At 68.6% G+C, this 25,840-nt stretch carries 21 protein-coding genes and 1 tRNA gene; 10 read left to right on the top strand and 12 right to left on the bottom strand.

From position 1 onward, the window contains the following. Positions 1 to 13 precede the first annotated feature (13 nt). Complete coding sequence (locus tag QZ546_RS06910; RefSeq protein ID WP_294235853.1) at positions 14 to 1,555, top strand: tryptophan halogenase family protein; 1,542 nt, start codon at positions 14 to 16, stop codon at positions 1,553 to 1,555. Between the two features lie 10 nt (positions 1,556 to 1,565). On the opposite strand, the gene QZ546_RS06915 is transcribed toward QZ546_RS06910, so the two are convergent. From QZ546_RS06915 to QZ546_RS06940, 6 genes are read right to left on the bottom strand one after another with little or no spacing between them, the layout of a single operon-like run. After that, complete coding sequence (locus QZ546_RS06915) at positions 1,566 to 2,435, bottom strand: RDD family protein (RefSeq protein WP_294235854.1); 870 nt, start codon at positions 2,433 to 2,435, stop codon at positions 1,566 to 1,568. Beyond that, positions 2,413 to 3,435, bottom strand: coding sequence for a stage II sporulation protein M (locus QZ546_RS06920; protein ID WP_294235855.1), 1,023 nt, complete (start codon positions 3,433 to 3,435; stop codon positions 2,413 to 2,415). Before QZ546_RS06920 ends, QZ546_RS06915 begins: the two co-directional genes overlap by 23 nt. Continuing rightward, positions 3,432 to 4,742: a DUF58 domain-containing protein gene (locus QZ546_RS06925; protein WP_294235856.1), complete on the bottom strand. Its 1,311-nt coding sequence runs from the start codon at positions 4,740 to 4,742 to the stop codon at positions 3,432 to 3,434. Before QZ546_RS06925 ends, QZ546_RS06920 begins: the two co-directional genes overlap by 4 nt. After that, entirely contained in the window at positions 4,739 to 5,695 is a 957-nt protein-coding gene (locus QZ546_RS06930; RefSeq protein ID WP_294235857.1) for a MoxR family ATPase, read from the bottom strand. Before QZ546_RS06930 ends, QZ546_RS06925 begins: the two co-directional genes overlap by 4 nt. Then, positions 5,692 to 6,915 (bottom strand): hypothetical protein, encoded by a 1,224-nt coding sequence (locus QZ546_RS06935; protein WP_294235858.1) that lies wholly within the window; start codon positions 6,913 to 6,915, stop codon positions 5,692 to 5,694. Before QZ546_RS06935 ends, QZ546_RS06930 begins: the two co-directional genes overlap by 4 nt. Further along, the gene (locus tag QZ546_RS06940; RefSeq protein WP_294235859.1) at positions 6,912 to 7,598 is read right to left on the bottom strand and encodes a DUF4129 domain-containing protein; all 687 of its coding nucleotides are present in this window, start codon (positions 7,596 to 7,598) and stop codon (positions 6,912 to 6,914) included. Before QZ546_RS06940 ends, QZ546_RS06935 begins: the two co-directional genes overlap by 4 nt. Positions 7,599 to 7,766: 168 nt before the next feature. Here QZ546_RS06940 and QZ546_RS06945 point away from each other — a divergent pair, with 168 nt between their 5' ends. Both QZ546_RS06945 and QZ546_RS06950 read left to right on the top strand, forming a co-directional pair. Next, positions 7,767 to 8,573 carry a hypothetical protein gene (locus QZ546_RS06945; protein ID WP_294235860.1) on the top strand — a complete coding sequence of 269 codons (807 nt, stop codon included), beginning with the start codon at positions 7,767 to 7,769 and terminating at the stop codon, positions 8,571 to 8,573. Positions 8,574 to 8,694: 121 nt separating this feature from the next. After that, complete coding sequence (locus tag QZ546_RS06950; protein ID WP_294235861.1) at positions 8,695 to 9,972, top strand: glycoside hydrolase family 130 protein; 1,278 nt, start codon at positions 8,695 to 8,697, stop codon at positions 9,970 to 9,972. A 55-nt stretch (positions 9,973 to 10,027) separates the two neighbouring features. Here QZ546_RS06950 and QZ546_RS06955 read toward each other — a convergent pair whose 3' ends face one another. The 4 genes from QZ546_RS06955 to QZ546_RS06970 all read right to left on the bottom strand — a co-directional run bounded on the left by QZ546_RS06955 (position 10,028) and on the right by QZ546_RS06970 (position 13,106). After that, the gene (locus tag QZ546_RS06955; RefSeq protein ID WP_294235862.1) at positions 10,028 to 10,816 is read right to left on the bottom strand and encodes a kinase; all 789 of its coding nucleotides are present in this window, start codon (positions 10,814 to 10,816) and stop codon (positions 10,028 to 10,030) included. Then, positions 10,806 to 11,777 carry a D-glycerate dehydrogenase gene (locus QZ546_RS06960; RefSeq protein ID WP_294235863.1) on the bottom strand — a complete coding sequence of 324 codons (972 nt, stop codon included), beginning with the start codon at positions 11,775 to 11,777 and terminating at the stop codon, positions 10,806 to 10,808. Before QZ546_RS06960 ends, QZ546_RS06955 begins: the two co-directional genes overlap by 11 nt. Further along, positions 11,767 to 12,801, bottom strand: a complete 1,035-nt coding sequence (locus tag QZ546_RS06965; RefSeq protein ID WP_294235864.1) for an aldo/keto reductase — start codon at positions 12,799 to 12,801, stop codon at positions 11,767 to 11,769. Before QZ546_RS06965 ends, QZ546_RS06960 begins: the two co-directional genes overlap by 11 nt. 214 nt (positions 12,802 to 13,015) lie before the next feature. After that, positions 13,016 to 13,106 (bottom strand) — tRNA-Ser (locus tag QZ546_RS06970). A gap of 96 nt (positions 13,107 to 13,202) precedes the next feature. Here QZ546_RS06970 and QZ546_RS06975 point away from each other — a divergent pair. Continuing rightward, positions 13,203 to 14,069, top strand: a complete 867-nt coding sequence (locus QZ546_RS06975) for a peptidylprolyl isomerase (protein ID WP_294235865.1) — start codon at positions 13,203 to 13,205, stop codon at positions 14,067 to 14,069. A 200-nt stretch (positions 14,070 to 14,269) separates the two neighbouring features. On the opposite strand, the gene acs is transcribed toward QZ546_RS06975, so the two are convergent. Next, positions 14,270 to 16,222, bottom strand: a complete 1,953-nt coding sequence (gene acs, locus QZ546_RS06980; RefSeq protein ID WP_294235866.1) for an acetate--CoA ligase — start codon at positions 16,220 to 16,222, stop codon at positions 14,270 to 14,272. A gap of 296 nt (positions 16,223 to 16,518) precedes the next feature. Here acs and QZ546_RS06985 point away from each other — a divergent pair, with 296 nt between their 5' ends. Then, positions 16,519 to 19,047 (top strand): PAS domain-containing protein, encoded by a 2,529-nt coding sequence (locus QZ546_RS06985; protein WP_294235867.1) that lies wholly within the window; start codon positions 16,519 to 16,521, stop codon positions 19,045 to 19,047. Here QZ546_RS06985 and QZ546_RS06990 read toward each other — a convergent pair. Continuing rightward, positions 19,031 to 20,173: a diguanylate cyclase gene (locus QZ546_RS06990; protein WP_294235868.1), complete on the bottom strand. Its 1,143-nt coding sequence runs from the start codon at positions 20,171 to 20,173 to the stop codon at positions 19,031 to 19,033. The genes QZ546_RS06985 and QZ546_RS06990 overlap by 17 nt on opposite strands. 192 nt (positions 20,174 to 20,365) lie before the next feature. On the opposite strand from QZ546_RS06990, the gene QZ546_RS06995 reads away from it, so the two are divergent. From QZ546_RS06995 to gloA, 5 genes are all read left to right on the top strand, one after another. Then, positions 20,366 to 22,015 (top strand): MFS transporter, encoded by a 1,650-nt coding sequence (locus tag QZ546_RS06995; RefSeq protein ID WP_294235869.1) that lies wholly within the window; start codon positions 20,366 to 20,368, stop codon positions 22,013 to 22,015. Then, complete coding sequence (locus QZ546_RS07000; protein ID WP_294235870.1) at positions 22,012 to 23,190, top strand: HlyD family secretion protein; 1,179 nt, start codon at positions 22,012 to 22,014, stop codon at positions 23,188 to 23,190. The genes QZ546_RS06995 and QZ546_RS07000 overlap by 4 nt, the downstream gene beginning before the upstream one ends. Beyond that, positions 23,187 to 24,575, top strand: a complete 1,389-nt coding sequence (locus tag QZ546_RS07005; RefSeq protein ID WP_294235871.1) for an efflux transporter outer membrane subunit — start codon at positions 23,187 to 23,189, stop codon at positions 24,573 to 24,575. The genes QZ546_RS07000 and QZ546_RS07005 overlap by 4 nt, the downstream gene beginning before the upstream one ends. A gap of 119 nt (positions 24,576 to 24,694) precedes the next feature. Next, complete coding sequence (locus tag QZ546_RS07010) at positions 24,695 to 25,120, top strand: organic hydroperoxide resistance protein (RefSeq protein ID WP_294235872.1); 426 nt, start codon at positions 24,695 to 24,697, stop codon at positions 25,118 to 25,120. Between the two features lie 79 nt (positions 25,121 to 25,199). Then, positions 25,200 to 25,703: a lactoylglutathione lyase gene (gene gloA / locus QZ546_RS07015; protein WP_367113522.1), complete on the top strand. Its 504-nt coding sequence runs from the start codon at positions 25,200 to 25,202 to the stop codon at positions 25,701 to 25,703. Positions 25,704 to 25,840: the final 137 nt, after the last annotated feature.

Raw genomic sequence — 25,840 nt, forward strand, 5'->3', positions numbered from 1 at the left:
CCGGGTGATGGTGATGACACAGCAGCAGGGCGCGCGCGCCATCCGGTCGGTGGCCGTCATCGGCGGCGGATCGGCGGGCTGGATGGCGGCGGCCGCCCTGTCCAAGATGTTCGGCCGCACGATCCGGGTGGTGCTGGTCGAATCCGAGGAGATCGGCCTGATCGGTGTCGGCGAGGCGACGGTGCCGCACCTCTCCGCCTTCAACCGGCTGCTGGAGATCGACGAGGGCGAGTTCGTCCGCCAGACCCAGGGCAGTTTCAAGCTGGGCATCCAGTTCAACGACTGGGGTCAGATCGGCGACAGCTATATCCATGGTTTCGGCACGATCGGCCGCGACCTGGGGATGCTGCCCTTCCACCAATATTGGCTGAAGGCGCGTACGGCGGGGCGTGGGGCCGACATCGGCCGCTATTCGCTGAACACGGTCGCCGCGCCGCTCGGCAAGTTCATGGTGCCGCCGCGCGATGCGCCGCCCAACTCGCCGCTCGCCGAAATCGCCTATGCCTATCATTTCGACGCGGTGCTCTATGCCCGCTTCCTGCGCGCGCGGGCCGAGGCGCAAGGGGTCAAGCGGATCGAGGGCAAGGTCGTCGCAGTCGAGCGCGAGGCCTCACGCGGCTTTGTCGACCATGTCCGGCTGGAGAGCGGCGAGCAGGTCCAGGCCGACCTGTTCCTTGACTGCACGGGATTCCGCGCGCTGCTGATCGGCGATGCGTTGCAGGTCGGGTTCGACGACTGGACCCGCTGGCTGCCCTGCGACCGCGCGCTGGCCGTGCCGTGCGAGAAGGTCGGGCCGCCCACCCCCTATACCCGCGCGACCGCGCGCGAGGCGGGGTGGCAATGGCGCATCCCGCTGCAGCACCGCACCGGCAACGGCCATGTCTATAGCAGCGCCTTCACCAGCGACGACCGGGCGGCGGATATCCTGCTCTCCAACCTCGACGGCCCCGCACAGGCGGACCCGAAGTCGCTGCGCTTCACCAGCGGCAAGCGGCGCAAGCTATGGGATCGCAACGTCGTCGCGCTGGGGCTGGCCGGGGGGTTCCTGGAGCCGCTGGAATCGACCGCCATCTATCTGATCCAGGCGGGCATCAACCGGCTGATGCAGCTGTTTCCCGATGCGGACTGCGACCCCGCGCTCCAGGCGGCCTATAACGACCAGTCGGCGTTCGAATATGAGCGGATCCGCGACTTCCTGATCCTGCATTACCATGTCACGCAGCGGACCGATTCCGATTTCTGGAACTATCTCCGCACCATGGCGGTGCCCGACACGTTGCGGCATACGATCGATTTGTTCGTCGCCAATGGCCAGTTCTTCCGGAACGGTACCGAGATGTTCGGGCTGACCAGCTGGGTACAGGTGATGCTGGGCCAGGGTCTCTATCCGCAACGCTATCACCCGGCGGTCGACTGGGTCGCGACGCCCGACTGCCTGGCGCTGGTCGACCATGTCGAAAAGGTCGTCGCCTCCAATGTGGGGCTGATGCCCGCGCACGAGCAGTTCATCGCCCGCTGCTGCGCCGCGCCGGCGGGGTCGGCAATGCGGCGGTAGGCGCGCAGGCCTATCCGGCGACCGCGCCGGTCTTGTCGAGCTGGCGCCGCCCGACCAGCAGGCCGCCCTCCAGCCGGGCGCACAAGGCGGCGTAATAGTCGGCGAGGAAGCCCTCATCGTCGCCGTCATCGGCCAGCCCCGCCTTGCGCCGGATCGTCGCCGCGACCGTGCGGCGTGCGTCCGGATCGCCGTTGCGGATCACGTCTTCCAGCGTCTGCAACTCATAGACGCCGTAGAGCGCCAGTGCCGAATCCGGGAAGGCGCGGCGCGGCCGGTGGCCGATCGCGGTCAGGTCGATGGCCAGGGCGCGCCGGACGGTCTGCACCACCCAGGTGCCCGCGACGAGATCCCCGATGCGCAGCCGGTCGCGGTTGAACAGCGGGAAGAACAGGAAGATGCCGGTCCACAGCAGCGCGAAGATGGTCAGGAACGCGTCGGCGGTGCCCATCGCCTCCTGCGCGCCGAGGAAGGACAGCGGCAGGAATATCTCGATCTCACGCATCGCGTTGCGCGCCAGCACGGCGCCAGCGGTCAGCCGGGCACCGTCCCGCGCGACCACGCGCAGGCCCATCAGCCGCTTGCCCGGCGTCGCGCCGCGCCCGCTCAGCTCGAACAGCACGAACCAGCCGTTGCGCAGGCAGAAGGCACCGATCAGCCACAGGATCAGCGCGATCGACGCGCGCGTCGCCTGACCGAAGGCGAACAGGGTCACGGTCGCCGCGATCAGCACCAGCAGCATCAGGATCAGGTCGATCAGGAACGCCGCCGCCCGCGTGCCCGCCCCGCCCAGCTCCAGCTGCAAATCGACCCCTTCGGGCGTGACGAAGCTGCGCCGCAGGGTGAAGGGTGGCTTTTTCCTATTGCGGCGAACGAAGCGCATGTCGCCTCCCGATACCGTAATAATAGATCAGCCACGCCACCAGCACGACGCCGCCGATGCCCGCGCGCATCGCGTCGCGCGTTACCACCTGCCGCCCGATCCCCTCCAGGATCGCCGCGACCGCCAGCATCAGGACGACGCCCGCCACCGCGATGGCGCTGGACCGCCCTTCCTCGACCAGCGCCGCCATCCGCGTTCGCCGCCCCGGAAAGGCGATGGCGGTGCCGATCCGCATCCCCGCCGCGCCCGAGATCATGATCGCGAACAGCTCGGTCGTGCCATGGATCGCCAGCCAGGCGACGAAGTTCAGCCCCAGCCCCTTGTCCGCGAACACCGCGATCATGGCGCCCAGCATCAGCCCGTTATAGAGGATCAGCAGCGCGGTCGGCACGACGAACGCGAAGCCCAGCGCAAAGGCGAAGATCGCGATCTGCGCATTATGGCCGAACAGGAAGCTGGCAAAGACGCCCAGCCCGCTCTCCTGGCTATGATAGAGCGTATCGCGCAGCGTCGCCGCCGAGGCACTGGGATCGCGCCCGCCCGCCAGGCCGTCGGGCATGATGCCGTAGAACCAGCTGGGATCGGCGCGGACGAGCGCATAGGCGGCGATGGCCCCCGCCACGGTCAGGAACGCCATCACCAGCGTCTCGCGCCACAGCGAGGCGACCGCCCTCGGCCAGCCCTTGGTGAAAAAGCCCAGCAGGTCGCGCCACACCGAATCCGACACACCATAGAGCTGGAAATAGGCGCGCGCGCACAATTGCTCGAGATAGGCGATCAGCGCGCGGTCGAGCGAGGTTTCACGTGCCACCGACAGCGACGACAGGGTCACGCGGTAGAGCAAGGGCAGGGCCAGCAGATCGTCCTCGGACAGGACGCGGACCGAGCGTTTCTCGATCCGCTGGAGCAGCGCGTCCAGCCGCGTCCAGTCGGCCTCGTGCGCGGCGCGAAAGCGGCTGGCATTGACCAAGGGCGGGGCGGCATCGACGAACGCACTCACAACAGGCTCCTGCGCTTGAGGTCGACATAGCCCTCGACCAGCCGCTCGGCGACCTGGTCGTGCGGGCTTTCGATGACGTGCACGCCCAGATGGCGCAGCCGCAACAGGACGAGCCGCCGGTCGCGCAGCAGCGCGCCCGCCGTCACCGCACGGGTCACGTCGGCGGGCGTGGCGGGGGCGGCATCGACGATCGTCTCCAGTTCCTCGTCACGTAGCACCACGACGAGCACCAGATGCGTCTTCAGCAGCCGCGCGACCGCCCGGACCAGGAAATCGGCCGAGGTCGGGTCGGTGAATTCGGTGAACAGCACGATCATCGACCGCCGCGTCAGCCGCGCCGCCAGCGTGGTCAGGGCGAAGGTGTAATTGGTCTCGTCCCCGCTATAGTCGATGCCCGCCGCCAGATGCTGGAGCTCGGGAAAGGCCGCGCCGCCGCTGATGAAGCCGCTGGCGATGCGCGGACGGGAATCGAAGGCGGCGAGCGCCACCCGGTCGCCGAGCTTCAGCGCCAGCCAGCCGGTCAGCAGCGCCGCCGATACCGCACGGTCGACGCGCGGGATGCCGCCGACCGGGTCCGACATCTGTCGCCCGGCGTCGATCGCGAACACGATCTGGCTGTTGCGCTCGGTCCGATATTCCTTGGCGAACAGCTTGCGATGGCGCGCCGACTGTTTCCAGTCGATCGCCCGCCGGTCCATGCCCGAGCGGAACTCGACCAGCGCATCGAAATCGGTGCCGTCGCCCCGGTCGCTCTGCGCCAGCAGCCCTTGCACCGCATGACGCTGAAAGATCTGCGCGCCGTCACGGCGGATCGCCTCGATATCCGGCAGGATGGGCAGCGCATGGTCGCCAGCCACCCGTATCTGCCGCCAGACCAGCCCCAGCGGCCCGGCCCAGCGCACCCAGATGGTGGCAAAATGCGCGGTGCCCCGGCGCCGGGGGGTCAGCACCCAGGCGCCCGTCCCCCTGCCCCCCTCGAGCGCCAGGTCCAACCGCCCATCATCGGCGATTTCCACGAGCGGATCGCCCGCCAGCGCCAACTGCACCGGGCCCCGGACCGGCCGCCCGCCGCTCGTCACCGCCACCGGCACGATCAGCTCCACACCGACGGCGGCCGAGCGCGGCAGCGTCAGCATCGCCTCCGCCCGCGCACGGCCGAGCAGCGCATCGGCGACCACCAGCAACAGCACCGCCAGCGGCCAGCCCAGCCCCGCATACCAGACGGCCGGAAACAGCATGGCGATCAGCAGCGCGATCGGAGCTCCGATCACCGCCGCCAGCACCGCCATGCGGGTGGGATAGATCAACGCGGCGCCTCGATCGTCTCGATGATCTGCGCGACGACATCCTCGATCGCGCGGCCGCCGATCTCGGCGGCGGGCGACAGGATCAGCCGGTGGCGCAGCAGCGCAGGCGCCAGCGTCTTCACATCGTCGGGGATCACGAAGTCGCGCCCGTCCAGCGCCGCGCGCGCCCGCGCCGCACCCGCCAGCATCGCGCCCGCACGCGGCGACGCGCCGCTTTCCAGATCGGCGACACCGCGCGTGCCCCGGATCAGTGCGACGATATAGTCGATCACTTCGTCGACCAGCCGGACAGTGGCCACGGTCGCGACCGCCGCGTCGATCGTCGCCGCATCGGCCCGCGCCTCGACACCCCAATCAGCGGGCGACATCGCGGTCGGCCTTGCGCCATGCCCTGCGACGATGCGCCGCTCTTCCTCGGCGCTGGGATAGGGCACGGTCTGCTTGAACAGGAACCGGTCCAGCTGCGCCTCGGGCAGCGGATAGACGCCCTGCTGCTCGATCGGGTTCTGGGTCGCCACCACGGTGAAGCGGCGGCTGAGGCTCAGGCTCTCGCCGTCGATGGTGACGGTCCGCTCCTGCATCGCCTCCAGCAGCGCGGCCTGGGTCTTGGGCGAGGTGCGGTTGATCTCGTCGGCCAACAGCAGCTCGGTGAAGATCGGCCCGCGCGTCAGGGTGAAGGTGGAGTTCTGGAAGTTGAACAGGTTGGCGCCGATGATGTCGCCGGGCATCAGGTCGGGCGTGAACTGGATACGGCCGAAGTCCAGGCCCAGCGTGTGCGCGAAGCTGTGCGCAAGCAGCGTCTTGGCGGTGCCCGGCGGCCCCTCCAGCAGGATATGCCCGCCCGCGAACAGCGCGACCAGCATCAGATCGACGGTCGCGTCGTGGCCGACCACCGCCTTGCCGATCTCGGCACGGATCGCCTGCCCCAGCGCCTGGACCTCTTCAACCGTCACCGTGTCTTCTCCTGTTGCCATTGGTGCAGCGCCCGGGCGCTGGCGAGCATGTCGGCGCTGTGCCGGGCCTGCTCGGCCTCTTCGACCAGCGTGGTGAAGCGCGTCGATCCCTGAAGCCGGTCGAGATGCCGGTCCGCCTCTTCGTCGGTCAGCCGCGCGGGCACGCCGAAGGCCACCCGTGCCCGTTCGCGGATCAAGGCGGCGTAACGCGGGCCCAGACCGCCCTCGCGCCCGGCCTTGCGCACGATCATCGCGCTATTGTCGATCAGGGCGGTCTTGCCCAGCGCGATCGCGCGTTCGGGCGGCCGGGCCGATCCGAAGCGGACCAGCGCCTGCCAGCCGACCAGGGCGAGCGCGACGGCGACCGCCAGCGTCATCGGCAGGAAGGGCGGCTCGAACGCCAGCTTCAACGGGCCGCGGCTGCGCCCCAGGCCGTTCAGCGACACGTCGAACGCGATGCCCTTCGACCCGTTGTCGCGGACGAAATCGAACACGGCCAGCCCGGCGCGCGCGCGATTCAGGTCGCGGATGCCGTAATTGTTCAGCAGGTCGGGGTCGGCCAGGATATAGGTGCTGCTGCCGTCGATCTGGCCCAGCACGATGCGGCCGGCATCGTCGGTCACGATCGGGGTCAGCGCCTTGGACGCCATTACCTGCAAGGGGCGCGGCGCGGCGACGTTCAGCGCGGGCGGGGCCCAGCGGAGCGCGTGCAGCGGCCGGCCGCCGCTGCGGTGCCGGGCCACGACGATCTCGGTCGCGGGTGCCAGGATGTACGCCGGATCCATATCGGGCAACAGGCCCGACACGTTCACCCAGCCCTGATGATCCTCGTCCGCGGTCGTCGCCCATTTGGGCAGGACGAGCAAGGTCGCGCGGCCCCGGCGGGCCTCCATGAACTTGCTCAAGTCGACAAAGCCATGATCGGGCGCCGCGACGACCAGGTCGTCGGTATCCCATTCCGCATCGGTCCGGATGATGCGGGGATTGCGCCCGGTGGCGCGCGCCAGCTCGACGATCCCCGCCAGGCCGGTGGCGGCGTTGGACAGCGCATGGGTCCCGCCATTGTGCCCCGACCGCAGGTCCGGCGCATAGGCCCCCAGCAGCATCGACCCCGCAAAGCCCAACAGGCCGATGACGAGCATCAGCGCAATGGTCAGCGGCGAGAAGAGATGGTCCGCCGACTTCGCGCCCCCGCCGCGACCGATCGCGATCTCGCTCATGCCCGCCACCGCTGCGGCAGGGCGAGATCGGCATAGGCGGCCCGCGCCGTTTCCCAGTCCGCCAGGTCGACCGGGCGGCCGCCGAACAGGCTACGCTCGACCAAGGCGGCGATGCGGGCGAACAGCGGCCGGACCGCGCCGGGCAACAGGGCTGCGGAGGCGAGTTCGCGGCTGGTCAGCGAGGGGCGGCGCAGCGCCGGGCGACGGCGTGCAATGTCCTCGATCGAATGGAACAGCAGATAATGGATCGCCTCGGCGAACCGTCCCTCCGCCGCCAGGCCATCCGCCGCCTGGAGCCAGGCGCGCGCCGGTTCGGCATCCGGAACCCATTCGTCGTCATCCGCTGGCACGGGCGCGCGCGCATGTCGCCGGACGGGCAGCCGCCATTCGCCCGACCGCCACCGCTCGACGATCATCCAGACCAGCGCCGCGACGATCAGGACCAGCAGCGCCCAGAGCAGGATCCGGGCATAGGGCGCATCGGGCATCAGGCCGGTCAGCCAGCGCAGGAAACGCCCGATCGGGCGGAACAGATGGGACAGCCATCGCCCCAGCGCCTTCAGCCATTCCGGCGTCTCGGGCGGCGGGGGCGAGCGGGTCAGGCTGAACTGCACGGACGGATCGGCCCGCAAGGCGGCATGGGCCGTCGCAAGTCGATCGGCCGCAGCCCCATCCTTTGCCATTGCCGCGATGATGCCCTCCCAAGCGACGCCGCATTGCCCCGGCGCGGAATGTAGCCGGATCGGGTAACGGCGCAATCCATTATCGCCGATTTGGTCGGACAAGATGGGACTGGACAGCCCGGGGTCCGCTCGCCACCATCACGCCCATTATCCTGAGGGGGGAGTATCATGGCCAGCCAGCCTTTCACCGAGACGCGTGCCGGAATCTCCGTCGGCGGCGTGTTCGGGCGCAGCGTGAACATCATCAAGGCCAATCCGGTCGCCACTTTGGGCGTGACCTTCGCGATGGTCGCGCTGCCGCAATTGCTGGTGGGGTTGATGGTCGGGCGCGCGTCCTTGACCCGCGAGTTTCAGGACGGCGCCTATGCGCTGTTCAGCCTCTATGGCCTGGCCGTCCTGCTGTTGTGGCTGGTGGCCGGCGGCGCGCTGACCCATGCGGCGATCGCGCATGACCAGGGCCGACGCGCCGACCTGCGTGAGATCCTGCGGCTCGGGGTCGCGCGGGCCTTGCCCATGCTGGCGGTCAACATCCTCTTCTTCGTCGGTATCTGGATCGGCTTCGCCGTCCTGATCGTCCCCGGCATCATCCTGGCCGTGATGTGGTCGGTCGCCATGTATGCCATCGCCGCCGAGCGGACCGGCATATTCGGCGCGTTCGGGCGCAGCCGCGCGCTGACCAAGGGCGCGCGTTGGCATGTCTTCGGCATCCTGCTGCTGGCCTTCGTGATCTATCTGCTCGTCTCGATCGTGACCGGGGTGGCAAGCGTGGCGGGCTATGGCAGTTTCGGCGCGCTCACCGGCGGCGCCACGATCCACGTCCCGACATCGCCATCGGTGATCGTCCAGTTGCTGCAGGCGCTGATCACGACCGTCCTGGTGACGTGGTTCACGTTGGTCGGCGCGGCGCTGTTCATCGAGCTGCGCCACTGGAAGGACGGCCCCGATGTCGACCGGCTGAGCGAGATCTTCGCCTGACGTCATGCGATCCCGGGCGGCGACGAGGCCGCCCGGCCGGCCGCCGCGAAAGGCCGGGAGCCTAATCGGCCCTTGCGCGGTTTATCGTCCGTCGCAGACCGAGGGACGAGAGGCAGGGCCGATGATCGCCGCAGATGTTTTCACCAAACTCGACATCGAACTCAAACCCGACCCCTCGCGCACCGTGCTGCGCCCGTTCAGCTTCGGCTATCCGACCGCCTTCGACCGCAAGCCGACCCGCGCCGAGGATGTTGCGCGGCGGGTGATGGCGCTGGATGGGGAGACGCGCGACCGGATGCTCCACCTGTTGCGCGACGCGATGGGCAAGCGGCATCGCAACGCCGACGGGGTCTTCCTGCGCCGCTTCGACGGAGTGAAGGACGATCTGGGCGGGATCGCCGTCGAGGACGAGCGCGACCGGTTGCTGCTGGGGGCCTATTTCAGCCAGGAATATGCCTTCGAATCCGCCGCCTTGTTCAACCCCAGCATCGTGACGCTGCCCGACCAGGACCCGGATGACGACGAGATCCGCTTCCTCCTGTCGCTGCGCGGGGTCGGCGAGGGGCATATCTCGTCGGTCACCTTTCGCACCGGCACCTGGGACGGCGGCACCGGCCTGGTCGTCGATCCGCCCAGTTCGCAAGGCGTGCCGCCCCGGATCGACAGCAACGACGAAGGCTGGGTGCGGATGCGCGCCGATGACAGCCAGGACATTTCCGAAACCGTCATCTTCCCGATCCTGCCCAGCCAGCGCCAGGGCGTCGAGGATCTGCGGATGGTGCGCTTCACCGACCATGACGGGGTGGAGAGCCTGATCGGCACCTATACCGCCTTCGACGGCAAGGAGGCGCGCTCGGAACTGCTGCGCGGGATCAACCAGCAGAGCTTCGAGATGCGCGCGCTGGGCGGCGCCTTCGCCGCGTATAAGGGCATGGCGTTGTTCCCGCGCCGCATCGGCGACCGCTTCGCGATGATCGGGCGGCTCGACAGTGTGAATCTGTGGCTGCTCTATTCCGACGACCTGCATATGTGGGACGAGGGGATGCGGTTCATGGGCCCGCAATATCCCTGGGAATTCGTCCAGATCGGCAATTGCGGCTCGCCGATCGAGATCGACGAGGGCTGGCTGGTCTTCACCCACGGCGTCGGCATGATCCGCGGCTATTGCGTGGGCGCCTGCCTGCTCGACAAGGACAATCCGTCCAAGGTGCTCGCCCGGACGCCCTCGCCCCTGCTCTTCCCCTCCGCCGAGCAGCGCGGCGGCTATGTGCCCAATGTGACCTACAGCTGCGGCGCGCTGCTCCACAAGCGCCGAATCCTCCTGCCCTATGCGATCGGCGACCAATATACCGCCTTCGCCACCGGCAGCGTCGATGATCTGCTGTCGGTCATGGCGTAGCGGCGGCTGGACCATGGGCCTAGGGTTCAGGTGAACCCTGGGCCCGATAGGCGCATCACAGGATCAGGTTGCGCTCTTCGTCCAGCCGCAGGCACAGATCGGCGCGGGCGGGCATCTCCGACCAGATATGGCGGGTCAGCCGCTCATAATGGCTGACGAAGCGGGCGAGCATGGCTGCGTCCATCACCCCCTGTCCGTCACCCCGCACACGGCGCAGCGCCTCCTCCTGCTGGGTCCGCCAGCGTAGCACCGTCGGCCAGTCGGGCGGCGTCATCAACACCAGCATGTCCAGCCGGTCGAACAGCGCCGGATAGTCCTCGGCAAGCGCGGTGTTCGCATGACGGCGCCAGATGCCCTGGCCATCCTCCTCCGCCTCCAGGCGATTGCACGGCGCGGCCAAGGCCTCCTCCGCCTGGGGCCGCGCGCCGACGCACCACCCCTCGAAGATGACCAGCGCACAGCGGTCGGGCGCCATCGGCCAGCTATCCATCGGAGCACGGTCGTCGATCGCCTTGTCGAAACGCGGCAGGGGGACCGCCTCGCCGCGTGCGATTGCCGCCAGTGTCCGCACGCCCAGTGCCACGTCATGCGTCCCCGGCACGCCGCGTGTCGCGAACAGCGGATGGACCTCGCGCGCCAGACGCTGGCGTTCGGCCCATGTCCGATACAGATCGTCCAGCGAGAGGACCGCGCTGCCGCCGAACCGCGCCGCCAACCGCGCCGCGACGGTCGACTTGCCGCTGCCCTGCGCACCGCAAAGGCCTAGCACCAGCGGAGGGTCGCCTGCGCCGCGCCGGGCGAGCCGATCCGCGACCAGCCCGGCGATCGCGCTTTCAGGCGACACGATCGCCCGGCGCCTCCCCGCGAAACCAGGCGGCCAGATTGGCGGCAGCGCGCATTCCCATGGCGGTCCGCGCCTCGATCGTCGCGCTGCCCAGATGCGGCAGCAGCACGGCACGGGGATGTGCCAGCAGGCCGGGATGCACCTGCGGCTCGTGCTCATGGACATCCAGCCCGACGCCGCCGATCCGGCCCTCGGTCAACGCCGCGACCAGCGCCGCCTCGTCGATCACGGTCCCGCGCGCGGTGTTCACGACGATGGCATGGGGCCGCATCCGGGCGAGCAGCGCGGCGTCCACCATATGGCGCGTCTCGTCGCCCCCCGGCACATGGAGCGACAGGACATCGCATTCGGCGGCCAGCGCCTGAGGCGACGGCGCGCGCGACGCCTCCAGCGCGCGTTCGACCCCGGGCGCGGCGGCGGACCGGCTGGCATAGCGGATCCGCATCCCCAGCCCCCGTGCCTTGGCCGCCGTCGCCTGCGCGATCCGGCCAAAGCCGATCAGGCCCAGCGTCTTGCCCGACAGCCCCTGGCCGATCAGATGCGACGGATGCCAGCCGGTCCACGCCCCGCTGCGCACCTCCCGCTCGCCCTCGCCCGCGCGCCGGGCCGCCATCAGCATCAGCAGGATCGCGATCTCGGCCGTCGCCTCGGTCAGCACGTCGGGCGTGTTCGTTACCACCACCCCCGCCGCGCGCGCCGCCGCCAGGTCGATATGGTCCACGCCTGCGCCGTAATTGGCCAGGATACGGACGCGCCGCCCCGGCGTGGCGAGCAATTCGGCGTCGATCCGGTCGGTGATCGTCGGCATCCAGGCGTCATAGGCCGTCATCGCCGCGACCAGTGCGGCGCGATCCAGCGGCCGGTCGTCCGGGTTCAGCGTCGTGTCCCATGTCTCGGCCAGATGCCGCTCGACCGCCTCGGGCAGGCGACGGGTGACGAGCAACCTGAGCCTATCGGTCATGGCGGTCCTGCGGCAGGGGCGCATCGGCGCGCAGCAGTCCGGCGCCGCGCAGATCGGCCCAGAAGGCATCGGGAATGGCGTGGTGGAACCAGTCCAGCGTCTGGTTCACCTCGTCCGGCGTGCGGAGGCCCGGAATCACGCAGGCGACCGCCGGATGGGCGAGCGGAAATTGCAGCGCGGCGGCCGGCAGCGGCACGCCATGCGCCTTGGCGATCCCGGCCATGCGCCGCACCCGCTCCGCGACTTCGGCGGGGGCCCGTCCGTAATTATAATGCCCCTCCCCGTCTGCGGCGACCAGGATGCCGCTATTATACGGCCCGCCGACGATGACCCGGACGTCGGCCGCCAGGCAGGCCGGAAACAGCGCGTCGAGCGGCGTCTGCTCCAACAGGGTATAACGCCCCGCCAGCAGGATCGCGTCGAGCGGCGCGGCGCGGAGGGCGTCCAGGCACACCGCCACCTCGTTCACCCCCAGCCCGAAGCCGCCGATCGCCCCCTCGTCGCGCAGTCGCTCCAGCGCCGCGAAGCCGCCGCCCCGGGTCAGTTGCTCCCAATGATGGTCGTGCCGATCGCCATGGGTCATCCGCCCGATATCATGGACCAGCAACAGGTCGACCCGCGCCAGCCCCAGCCGGTGCAGGCTCGCCTCGAACGAGCGCAATATGCCGTCGCCGCTATAGTCATAAACGGGCGAGAAGGGCATGGCGGCGTAGAAACCGTCGCGTTCGCGATCGTCGGTGATCGACGGGTCCGGCCGCATCAGCCGCCCGACCTTGGTCGAGATCAGCATGTCGGACCGGCCGCGCAGCGCATCCCCGATCCGCCGCTCGCTCAAGCCGCGCCCATAATGCGGCGCCGTATCGAAATAGGTGATCCCGCCCGCCAGTGCCGCATCGAGCGTGGCGCGCGCCTCGTCCTCGCCGACCCGCTGGAACAGCCCCGCAATCGCCGCGCCGCCGAATCCCAGGCGGGGCCATGTCCGCCGCGATCGACCTGTCGCCTCGACCTTCTTGTCGCCCGTCATCCCGTCCCATGTCCTCGCGGCGTGCCTGCACGGTCGAGCCCTGCAACGCCCGCCTGATTTTTCAGACGGCGAATGCCTGCATGAAGCGCGCCTTATTGTCGAGGCGATTGCGGCAGTGGCCATCACTTCCCCGCCGAACGCCTTTCGCTGCGGCGCGTGGGGAGCCTGGGCGCATCACAAGGTTGCGACAAAGCAAAGACTTATAGGAATAGAATGGCGGAGCGGGAGGGATTCGAACCCTCGATACGGTTTTGCCGTATACTCACTTTCCAGGCGAGCGCCTTCGACCACTCGGCCACCGCTCCGCATGAGTCCATGCCTGGAACACGCGCCCCTAATGCGCTTCCGCGCGGCGCGCAAGCGATTGCGTGGGGGCTCGGGCTGGGGCAGTCTCGACGGCCATGACGATCGCGCTTCTGCTCGCCGCGCTTCTGGCGCAGGCCTCGCCCTCCCCCGCTCCGACCGCGCAAGCCGGCGACCCGCTGCCCGGCGACTGGATTGCGGTGCCGGATGACGAGCTGCTGGTCTTTACCCTGGCGAACGGGCGGACGGTGACGATGCGGCTCGCGGGCCGTCAGGCGCCGGTGCATGTCGCCAATATCCGGGCACTGGCGCGGGCGCATTGGTGGGATGCGGGGACCAGCGTCTACCGCGTGCAGGAAAACTACGTCGCGCAATGGGGCGACGCGACCGAGAAGAAGCCGCTGCCCATCGGCATCGTCGCCAATCCCCCGGCCGAATATGACTGGGCGGGGACGAGCGCGGTGGCGCGGCTGAGCAAGCCCGATCCCTATTCGAGCTGGGACGGTTATAGCCGCGACGGCTGGCCGCTGGCGGGCAATGCGACGCGCGAGTGGATCCCGCATTGTTACGGCATGGTCGGCGTCGCGCGCGACCTGGCGCCAAGCACGGGCACGGGAGCCGAACTCTACACGCTGATCGGCCATTCGCCGCGCGCGCTGGACCGCAACGTCGCGATCGTCGGGCGGATCGTCGACGGCATGGATGCGCTGTCCACCCTGCCGCGCGGGACGGGCGATCTGGGCCTCTACAAGGACGAGGGCCAGCGGCTGGCGATCGTGTCGGTGCGGCTGGCGAGCGAGATCCCGGCCGCCCAGCGTCCGCATTACCAGTATCGCGAGACGGTATCGCCGCGCTTCGCCGCCTGGATCAAAGCGCGGGAGAATCGGAAGAACGACTTCTTCACCGTGCCTGCGGGGGGTGTGGATATCTGTGCGGCCTTGCCGCCGGTGCGCAAGGCGCCTTGAGCTTGGGGTTGGGCGTGGCCTTCGACTTCGGCGCTATGCGCCGAAGTTTATCCTGAGCGGCTGGCTTGCCAGCCAGCCGAAGGGCTCAGGCTGAACGGAGCGAGGGAATAGGGCCAAGCATACCTAACCGCCGTTCAGCCTGAGCGACGTCGAAGGCCAAGGGAAAACGGGGCCGCTTCACCCAAGCCGCCCCATCCCGATCACGCCGCCTTCTTCCCCGGTTCGATCCGGTTGGCGACGAGATTGTCCACCACCGCCGGGTCGGCCAGCGTCGAGGTATCGCCCAGCGCATCGACCTGGTTCTCGGCGATCTTGCGCAGGATGCGGCGCATGATCTTGCCCGAGCGGGTCTTGGGCAGGCCGGGTGCGAATTGCAGCGCGTCAGGGGTCGCGATCGGGCCGATCTCGCGGCGGACCCACTGGACCAGTTCGGCGCGCAGGCCCTCGTCTTCCTCGACGCCCGTGTTGAGCGTGACGAAGGCATAGATACCCTGCCCCTTCACGTCATGCGGCATGCCGACCACGGCGGCCTCCGCGACCTTGACGTGGGCGACCAGCGCGGATTCGACCTCGGCGGTCCCCATGCGATGGCCCGAGACGTTGATGACGTCATCGACCCGGCCGGTGATCCAATAATAGCCGTCCTCGTCGCGGCGGCATCCGTCGCCGGTGAAATATTTTCCCGGATAGGTGGTGAAATAGGTCTGGAAGAAGCGGTCGTGATCGCCCCAGACGGTGCGCATCTGCCCCGGCCAGCTGTCGGCGATGACGAGGTTGCCCTCGACCGCGCCGTCCAGCACCTTGCCCTCGGCATCGACGATCTGCGGCATCACGCCGGGCAGCGGCTTGGTCGCCGAGCCGGGCTTGAGCGGCACGGCGCCGGGGATCGGGGCGATCATGTGGCCGCCGGTTTCGGTCTGCCACCAGGTGTCGACGATCGGGCAGCGCCCTTCGCCCACGACGTTGTAATACCATTCCCAGGCTTCGGGATTGATCGGCTCGCCGACCGAACCCAGGACGCGCAGGGACGAGCGGTCGGTCTTCTTCACCCACTCGTCGCCCTCGCGCATCAGCGCGCGCAGCGCGGTCGGCGCGGCGTAGAAGGTCGACACCTGATATTTGTCGACGATCTGCCAGAAACGGCTGAAATCCGGATAGTTGGGCACGCCCTCATACATCAGCGTCGTCGCGCCGTTGGCGAGCGCGCCATAGACGACATAGCTGTGCCCGGTGACCCAGCCCACATCGGCGGCGCACCAGTACACCTCGCCCTCGCGATAATCGAAGACATGTTGGTGGGTATAGGACGCCCAGAGCAGATAGCCGCCGCTGGTGTGCAGCACGCCCTTGGGCTTGCCGGTGGAACCGCTGGTATAGAGGATGAACAGCGGATCCTCCGCCCCCATCGCCTCGGGTGCGCAGTCGGTGGCGGCGGCCTCGACCAGGTCGCCATACCATTGGTCGCGGCCGTCCTTCATCGTGACCGCCGCACCGCTATGCTTCACCACGACGACATGGTCGACCACGACGCCGTCATGCTCCAGCGCGGCGTCGACATTGGCCTTCAAGGGCACAGCCTTGCCGCCGCGACAGCCGCCATCGGCCGTGATGACGATACGCGAATCGCAATCGATGATCCGGTTGGCGAGACTTTCGGGCGAGAAACCTCCGAATACGATCGAATGGATCGCGCCGATCCGCGCACAGGCCAGCATCGCAAAGGCGGCTTCGGGGATCATGGGCAGGTAGATGGTGACGCGGTCGCCCTTGGCGACGCCCAGGCCCTTCAGGGCATTGGCCAGGCGGCAAACCTGTCCGTGCAGCTCGCGATAGGTGATGCGGCGCTCGGTACCGGGCGCATCGCCCTCCCACAGGATGGCCACCTGGTCGGCACGCTTTTCCAGATGCCGGTCGATGCAGTTGGCCGCGACGTTCAGCTGTCCGTCGGCGAACCAGTTGATGCGGAAATCCGCCTCGGCGAAGCTGGTGTCCTTCACGGTCGAAAAGGGCGTGATCCAGTCGAGCCGCCGGGCCTGTTCGCGCCAATAGCCGTCCGGATCGGACTTCGCCGCCGCATAGGCGCGGGCATAGCGTTCCGCATCCATGGATGCGCTATCGGCCCATTCGGGAACGGGGTGAACATGGGCGCTCATGTCGATCTCTCTCTCCTGTCTTTTACGAACCCTTAGCAGCCCAACATGGCCCCTGCCTATCGGATCCATGACAAAGTGCGTCGCGGCGGCGCTTGCGGCCCTGCCCCGGTGTCACAAAATGTCACCGTCTTGCCGACCGATCTTCATAATCGCAGGGCATTCCCGTCAAGACGAAAGACAAAGTTCCGAGAATTTGATCCATCCAGAGCAAGATACGGCGTGCGCCCTCTATTCCTCGCCCCCAAGCAACGCTACAGCGGGAGCAGGCCGGGTTTCGAGGGGGAGACGAACCGAGCATGATCGCGACTGCCCACGACCGTGCCGACATCCCCGCCGGTTTTGCCGCTGTTCTGGCGCGCAGCGGCGAGATGGGGCGGCTGATCGCGGGCTTCGACTGGGCCGCGACGCCGCTGGGGCCGATTTCCGGCTGGCCGCAGAGCCGGATGACGGCGATCGCGATCATCCTGGCCTCCTCGATTCCGATGGCGACGATCTGGGGGGCCGACGGCATCCTGATCTACAATGCGGGCTATGCCGGTTTTTCGGGCGACCGGCACCCGGCGATGCTGGGCCGCCGCCTGGTCGAATGCTGGCCCGAGGCGGCGGCGTTCAACACCCAGGTCATCGCCGAAGGGCTGGCCGGGCGGACGCTCGCCTATCGCGACCAGGCGATGATGCTGGCGCACAAGGGCGCGCCCGAACAGCATTGGCTGGACCTGGAGTATACGCCGATCGCCGACGAGACCGGACATCCGGCGGGCATCATGGCGACGGTGATCGACAGCAGTGCGCGGATGCGGGACCGGCAGGAGCGCGAGAACGCGCTGGCCGCCGCACGCGAGAGCGAAGCCCGGTTCCGCAACGTCGCCGATCATGCGCCGATCGTCATGTGGGTAACCAATGTCGAGGGGCGGTGCACCTATATCAACCGCGCCTGGACCATCCAGACCGGCCAGGATGTCGCGGAGGGGCTGACCTTCGGCTGGCTCAAGATGCTGCATCCCGACGATCGGCAGCCGGCCGAGCAGGCCTTTCGCGACGCCATGGCCGATCTGCGTCCCTTTCAGATCGAATATCGGCTGGCCCAGGTGGGTGGCGGCTATCGCTGGGTGATGGTCACCGCCATCCCCCGCTTCGACGACGATGGCGGATTCCTGGGCATGATCGGATCGGCCGTCGACATCGACGAGCGCCGCCGGGCGGAGGTGACGCTGCGCGACGTCAACGCGGTGCTCGAACGCCGCGTCATGGAGGCGCTGGCCGAGCGCAAGCTGTTCGCCGACATCATCGATTCGACCGGCACGATGGTCCAGGTGCTGGGCTTCGACCATCGCTATCTGGCGATCAACCGCGCCGCCGCCGAGGATTTCGAACGGATCTTCGGCACCCGCCCGCAGATCGGCGAGCACAAGGGCGAGGCGATGGCCCGGCGTCCCGAAATCCTGTCGGTGATGCGCGACTATTGGACCCGTGCGCTGGCGGGCGAGGAGTTCGCCGTCATCCAGGCGCTGGACGATGCGCAAGGGGAGAAGCGGCATTACGAGCTGCGCTTCAGCCCGCTGGTGTCCGCCGAGGGCACGCCGATCGGCGCCTACCAGTTCGCGACCGACGTGTCCGAACGGCTGGCGCAAGAGGAAAAGCTGGCCGACATGGAGGCGCAGCTGCGCCAGAGCCAGAAGATGGAGGCGGTGGGACAGCTGACCGGCGGCATCGCGCACGACTTCAACAATCTGCTCCAGGTCGTGGTCGGCAATCTGGAGATGCTCGACCGCTTCCTGCCGGAGGGCGAGCATCCGCGCGCCCGGCGTGCGGCGACCAACGCGATGACCGGGGCCAAACGGGCCGCGACGCTGACCCAGCGGCTGCTCGCCTTTTCCCGGCGCCAGCCGCTTGCCCCGCAATCGGTGGATACGCGGCGGCTGGTCGACGGCCTGTCCGACCTGCTGACCCGGACGCTGGGGGAACAGGTCCATCTGGCCGTCGATGCCGCATCCGATCTCTGGACGGTCGAGGCCGACCCCAATCAGCTGGAAAGCGCGATCCTGAACCTGGCGGTCAACGCGCGCGACGCCATGCCGCATGGCGGCACCCTGTCGATCACGATGCGCAACGCGACGCTGGACGGGCTGGCGACCATGGCGGCGGGACCGGCGCCCTATCCCACCGATCCGGGCGATTATGTCGCGATCGACGTCAGCGATACCGGCACGGGCATGGACCGCGCGACGCTGGGCCGCGTGTTCGAGCCGTTCTTCACCACCAAGGAAGTCGGCAAGGGCACCGGCCTGGGCCTGTCGATGGTCTATGGCTTCGCCAAACAGTCAGGCGGCCAGGTACAGATCGAGTCCAAACCCGGCGAGGGCACCTGCGTCACGCTGTTCCTGCCCCGGTTCCAGGGCCAGGCCCCCGCCCCGCTCGACGCCGCGCCCCTGACCCAGCGCCCGACGCGCGGGTCCGAGACGATCCTGGTGGTCGAGGACGATGCCGATGTCCGCGCCTATTCGACCGAGGCGTTGCGCGAACTGGGCTATGACGTGCTGGAGGCGGAGGACGGCGCCTCGGCGCTGGCGCTGCTCGACGCGCCCGAGGCGCGCCGGATCGCGCTGCTGTTTTCCGACGTGGTGCTGCCCGGCGGGATGACGGGCGCCGATCTGGCCTCGGCCGCGCGGTCGCTGCACCCGCAGCTCAAGGTGCTGTTCACCACCGGCTATGCCCGCGACGTGATCGTCCATGGCGGGCGGCTGGATGCGGGCGTCGCGCTGATCACCAAGCCGTTCGACTTCTCGGACCTGGCCGCGCGGATCCGCGCTATGCTTGACGCGTAAGGGCCCTGACCGGGGGCGATGCGACCATCGGCGGGTCGGCGGGTTCGTCTATCCCCAATATGCCCCCACCCCGCCGCTTGACCGCATAGGAGCGGGCATCGGCCTGCTGGATCAACCCTTCCAGCGTCGCCTCGGGCAACAGGCCGGTCGCATAGCCCAGGCTGACGCCGATCGTGACGGGCTCCGCCAAGCCCAGATCATAGGGCCGGATCAGCTGGTCGTGGATGCGCTCGGCCAGGTCCCTGGCCGCCGCCGCGTCGCCATGTTGCACCATGACGAACTCGTCGCCCCCGGTCCGTGCGACAATGGTGCCGTCGCGGACGCTCGCCTGGATGCGGGCGGCGAGGACCACCAGCAACCGGTCGCCGGCACCATGTCCGAACCGGTCATTGACGCCCTTGAACCCGTCCAGGTCCAGGGCATGGACGACGACCGGCCTGGACGCGTCGGCCGTCATTCCCGCCAGCGCCTCGCGCAGGCCCAGCCGGTTGAGAACGCCGGTCAGCGGATCGTGCCGCGCCAGCGCCTCCAGTTCCAGCCGTAGCCGTACGGCGCCCCGCGCCGTGGCATAGACGAAGGCCACGCTCTGCAACCCCGCCACGGCAAAGACCATCAGAATGACCGCGACGAAGACATGGTCCTTGCCCAGCAGCGCGATGGCAAGTGCATTGGGCACCATCAGGCTTAGAATGGCACTGCTCGCGATATGCGGTCGGATCGACACGCGCGCGATCAGCCCCGCGCTATAGCAGAAGGCGATCGCGACCGGCAGTAGATGAAGGGCCGGATAGGGCAGCGCATAGACTGCGACGGAAAACAGCGCGATCGACAGGCAGACGGCGATGGTCGTGACGGCATGGCCCCGCTCATGCCGTCGCACCCGGTCCAGCGACGCGCGACGATAGGCCACGCGGTGGCGTTGATGGTGCAGGATGGTGACGATCTTGACGACCATCGTCACCACGCAGAGCAGGCTGGCGGCCGCCACCAGGCGACTGGGCACGATCGACCAGATATGGACGCCCGTCGCGATGGTCATCCCGCACAGGATGACCATCGGCACGACATTGTCGGCGAGCGCGTCTACGAGTTCTCGGTAGACGGGCTCCGGTTCCTCCCGTCGCAATACCGCATCCCCCAATGCCTTGGCCGAGCGGCATTATGACCGATCCGGCAAGATCAACAAACGTTTAAGTTTGCGGTGCCCACATGGCACATCCTGTCACACCGCCCCCGGGGTCCGGTCGAACGCCGGTCAGCACCCTCGCACCCGAGTCGGTGGGTTGCGCGTTGAGCCCGACGGGACGAAAGGACGGGGATGGCATCGCGGTTTCGGCAATTCTGGAGCGAGGAGGAATGGACCTTCGCTCCCCATGAGCGGCCGACCATTCCCGGATCGCCCGGCAATTTCGACCATCCGCAGCGGCGGCGCATCGCGTACGGCGTGATCGCGGTGCTGATCGGACTGACCGGCGGCCTCGGCAATGCGCTGGTCCAGGTCAACACGACGCAGCTGCAGGGCGCGCTGGGGCTCGACCCGACCGAGATCGCGTGGCTGCCCATCGCCTATGTGATGACCAACGCGTCGATCAACCTGCTGCTCATCAAGTTCCGCCAGCAATTCGGCCTGCGTCCCTTCGCGCTGCTGTTTTCGGGACTCTATACCATCCTGGCCTTCGCGCATCTGTTCGTCCGCGACTTCTCGACCGCGATCGCGGTACGCGCGGCGAGCGGGATGGCGGCGGCGGCGCTGTCGTCGCTCGGCCTGTATTACATGATGCAGGCGCTCCCGGCGAAATGGCGGTTGAAGGCGATCGTGCTGGGCATCGGCGTGCCACAATGCGCGACGCCGCTCGCCCGGCTCTTCTCGCCCGAGCTGCTCGCCATGTCGCACTGGCGCACCCTGTATCTGTTCGAGTTCGGGCTGGCGGCGATCAGCCTGGCCGCGATCATCGCGCTGCGCCTGCCCCCGACGCAGCGGGTCAAGGCGTTCGAGCCGCTCGATTTCCTGACCTTCGCGCTCTACGCGCCCGCCATCGGGCTGTTCTGCGCGGTGCTGGGCCAGGGGCGCTACGTTTGGTGGACCCAGGCCGCCTGGATCGGCTGGGCCCTCGTCATCGCCATCCCGCTGCTGGCCACCGCCCTGTGGATCGAGCATCACCGCGCCAATCCCCTTCTCAACACGCGCTGGCTGGGGTCGATCGACATCATCCGCTTCGCCATCGTCACGCTGATGGCGCGGATCGTGTTTTCGGAGCAGAATTTCGGCGCGGTCGGGCTGCTGACCACGCTGGGACAGAATAACGACCAGTTCGGCACGCTGTTCACCATCGCCTTCATCGCCTCGGTCGCGGGCGTCATCATGAGCGCGGTGACGCTGAACCCGACCAGGCTGACCCATCCGGTCATGTATGCGATCGGGCTGGTCGCCATCGCCGCCTATGCCGACAGCTTCTCGACCAACCTGACCCGCGCGCCGGAGCTGTACGCGACCCAGGCGGTGATCGCCTTTTCCACCACCTTCTTCCTGGGCCCGTCGCTGCTGTTCGGCATGACCCGCGCGCTGCAACAGGGGGCGGGGCACGTCATCAGCTTCATCGCGCTGTTCGGGATGCTCAATTCGGTGGGGAGTCTCGGTGGCACCGCGCTGCTCGGCACCTATCAGACCGTGCGCGAAAAGGCGCATAGTGCCGCCATCGTGCAGAATATCGACCCCACCGACCCGCAGGTGACGCAGCGTATCGCCGCGGGCGGTGCGCGGGTGTCGGGAGTGGTCGGCGATCCGACGCTCGCCCGGGCGGAAGGCGCGGCTTTGTTGTCGCAGGCGGCGACGCGCGAGGCGAATATCCGCGCCTATAACGATGTCTTCCGGCTCGTTGCCGCGCTGGCCGCCGCCGTTACTCTATTCCTCGCGCTGCTGACATGGCGGCGCACGCGCCGCGCCCGTGCGGCAGAGGCCCAGCCATGACCGACACCCGCTCGCCCGTATCCGCCACCCCGATGACCGAGGAAGCCGCCGCCGAAGCGGGCGTGCCGCCACCTGCCCCGACCCCTGCGCCGGTGCCGCCGCCCGCCCCCGCCTCGGGCTGGCGACCGCCCTCGGGCGGGTGGCGGTCGCGCGCGCTGATCGCGCTGCTGGTGATCGGCGGGATCGCCGCGGTGCTTGCGGCATGGCGGCTGCCGCCCTTTTCCAGCGACGTGCAGTCGACCGACAATGCCTATGTGCGCGGCCGGACGACCGTGATCGCGCCGCAGGTCAGCGGCTATGTCACCGCCGTGCTGGTCCGCGATTTCGAGACGGTGCGCGCCGGCCAGCCGCTGGTGAAGATCGACGACCGCATCTATCGCCAGCGTGTCGACCAGGCGAGCGCGCAGGTCGCGGCGCAGGCGGCCACGCTGGCCAATAGCCGCCAGGCGCAGGCCTCGCGCACCGCAAGCCTCGCCGCACAGGACGCCGCCGTCGCCAACGCCCAGGCGCAGCTGATGCGTGCCCAGGCCGACATGGCGCGGGTCAACGACCTCGTCACCGACGGGTCGGTGTCGTTGCGCGAACGCGACCAGACGCTCGCCTCGCTGCGTCAGGCTCAGGCCGCGCTGCGCCAGGCCCAGGCGGCGCGCGACATCGCCCGACAGGACGTGCGCACCGTCGTGGTCGGGCGCGGCGGGCAGCAGGCGGGCGTGTCGGGAGCGGAGGCCGCCCGGCGGCTGGCCCAGATCGACCTGGCCAACACCATCATCCGCGCGCCCGAGGATGGCCGCCTGTCCGAGGTCGGCGTGCGGCTGGGCCAATATGTGACGGCGGGCTCGCAGTTGATGTTCCTGGTACCGCCCGAAACCTGGGTCATCGCCAATTTCAAGGAGGCGCAGACCGCGCGCATGGCGGTGGGACAGCCCGCCAGCTTCACCGTCGACGGCCTGAACAATGCCCGGCTGAAGGGCCATGTCGAGCGCATCTCGCCCGCCGCCGGGTCGGAATTCGCGGTGCTGAAGTCGGACAACGCCACCGGCAATTTCACCAAGGTGCCGCAGCGTATCGCGGTGCGCATCCGCGTCGATCCGGGCCAGCCGCTCAGCAAGCGCCTGCGCCCCGGCATGTCGGTGCAGGCCAGTGTCGACACCTCGGGTGGACCAGCGGTGCGATGAGGCGCGCGCCCCTTCCCCTCGCCGCCGCGTTGCTGCTCGCCGGATGCATCGGCCCCCGCCCCGCCCCGTCCGCCGATGTCGCGGTGGTGCCGCCACCTGCCTGGCGCACGACGCTGGGCCCCGGCAGCCCGATCGCGGCCGATTGGTGGCAGGCGTTCGGCGACCCGCAGCTGACCGCGCTCGTCACCCGCGCCCTGGCCGACAGCCCGGACCTGGGTAGTGCCGCTGCGCGGGTCGAGGAGGCGCGCGCACAGGAACGGCTGGCCCGCGCACAGCTGTCGCCCAATATCACGGCGGGCGTTCCCGTATCGGAGTCGCGATCGCTGACCGCCTTCGGCACCGGGCTCGACCAGTTCGGGGCCCAGCCGCTGGTCCAGGCAAGTTACGATTTCGACCTGTTCGGCCGGTTGCGCAACGCCCGTGCCGCCGCCCGCGCACAGTTGCTGGCGACCGAGGCGGCACGCGACACCGTCCGCCTGGCGCTCGCCGCGGGGGTGGCGAGCGGCTATGTGACGTTGCGCGCGCTCGACCACCGGCTGCACATCGCCGAAGAGACGCTGGCCGCGCGGGCCGACGCGCTGCGTATCGCACGGCGGCGGGCGACGACGGGCTATACGTCGAACCTGGAACTGCGCCAGGCGGAGGGCGAATATCGCGCGACCGAACAACTCGTCGCCGCCGCCCGGCTGGCCGTCACGCGCCAGGAAAACGCGTTGAGCGTGTTGGTCGGCGGCACACCCGGTCCGATCCCGCGCGGACTGGGGATCGACCAGCTGGTCCGCCCCGCCATCCCCGACGGCCTGCCCGCCGACCTGCTGCGCCGCCGCCCCGACCTGTTCCAGGCGGAGCAGGCGCTGGTCGCCGCCGACCGCTCGCTCGACAGCGCGCGCGCGGCGATGCTGCCCAGCCTGGGGCTGACCGGCTCGGCGGGCGTGGTGCTGTCCAACGCGCTGCCGAACCCGGTCACGCTCTTTTCGATCGGCGGCAGCGTGCTCGCCCCGATCTTCGACGCCGGTCGCCTGCGCGCGCAAAGCGATGCCAGCGCCGCCCGGCGCGACCAGGCCGCCTATGCCTATCGCCGAACCGCCCTGACCGCGTTTCGCGAGGTGGACGACAGCCTGGCCTCGGTCCGTCGCTCGGGCGAGCAGGCGGTGGCGCTGGCCGGACAGCGCGCCGCCCAGGCCGATGGCCTGCGCATCGCCTCCAACCGCTATCGCGCGGGCTATTCCTCCTATCTGGAGCAGTTGGACGCGCAGCGCGGGCTGCTGTCGGCCGAACTCGCTTTGGCGGAGGCCCAGGCCAATCAGCTGACCGCCTATATCACCCTGTATCAGGCGATGGGCGGCGGCTGGTCCCCCGATGCGATCCGCGCGACCGCGCGATAGGTCGCAGGTGGGAGGGCGATTGTCGCAATCGCATGGCCTGACCTAAAGTGGTCATGGAACGCGGGCAGCGTTGAGGCGCTAAAGGTCCGCAAACGGACTGAACCAACGGGAGAGCCGATATGGGCGTGAATGTGATCTACAAGACCAAGGCGACTGCAACCGGCGGGCGTGACGGCGCGGCGCGGTCCGAGGATGGCTCGGTCGACGTCAAGCTGGTGGTCCCGAAGGAAATGGGCGGCCCGGGCGGCGAGGGTGCCAACCCGGAAAAGCTGTTCGCCGCGGGCTATTCCGCCTGTTTCCTGGGCGCGATGAAGGCGGTGTCGGGCAAGGAAGGCGTGAAGGTGCCGCAGGACGCGACCGTCACCGCCGAGGTCGGCTTCGGCCCGCGCGAAGAGGGCGGCTATGGCATCACCGTCGACCTGGTGGCGAGCCTGCCGGGCGTCGAGCGTGCCGATGGCGAACGGCTGATGCATGCCGCGCATGAGGTCTGCCCCTATTCCAACGCCACCCGTGGCAATGTGAATGTCGGCCTGACGCTCGCCTGAGTCGCCATATTCGCCACCTCCTAGGCCCTTCGCCCGATCAAGGCGGAGGGCCTTGCCGTTTGTTTCAAAGGACCCAATGATGACCCGCCCCACCGGCACGGAGAGCTTCGCGCTCAACCAGACGATGCTGCGTATCCGCGATCCCAAGCCCTCGCTCGCCTTCTACCAGGATGTGCTGGGCATGACGCTGCTCCAGAAGCTGGATTTCGAAGAGATGCGCTTCTCGCTCTATTTCCTCGCCTATCTGGCCGATGGCGAGACGATCCCGGAAGATCCCGCCGAACGCGCCCGTTTCATCTTTAATCGCGAGACCACGCTGGAGCTGACGCATAATTGGGGCACCGAGTCGGACCCCGATTTCACCGGCTATCATGACGGCAACGGCGATCCGCGCGGCTTTGGCCATATCGGAATCAGCGTCGCCAATGTCGTCGAGGCCTGCGAACGCTTCGAGACGCTGGGCGTTTCTTTCAAGAAACGACCGCAGGACGGCAAGATGAAGGACATCGCCTTCATCACCGATCCCGATGGCTATTGGATCGAAATCCTGTCGGCTTCGGGCATGACGAACAGCCTCAAATAGCCGGACAAGCGGCAAATCCCCTCCCAGATTAACATAGTTAAACCGGATGTTTACGGTTGCTGACCATTATGGGCATATCTATCGGAGGAAGGGACAGCCCCGGCATCCTCCGTTCCTGAAGGTGAGTATTCCTGCTC

It is taken from the genome of uncultured Sphingomonas sp. (assembly GCF_913062585.1).
Taxonomy (GTDB): Bacteria; Pseudomonadota; Alphaproteobacteria; order Sphingomonadales; family Sphingomonadaceae; genus Sphingomonas.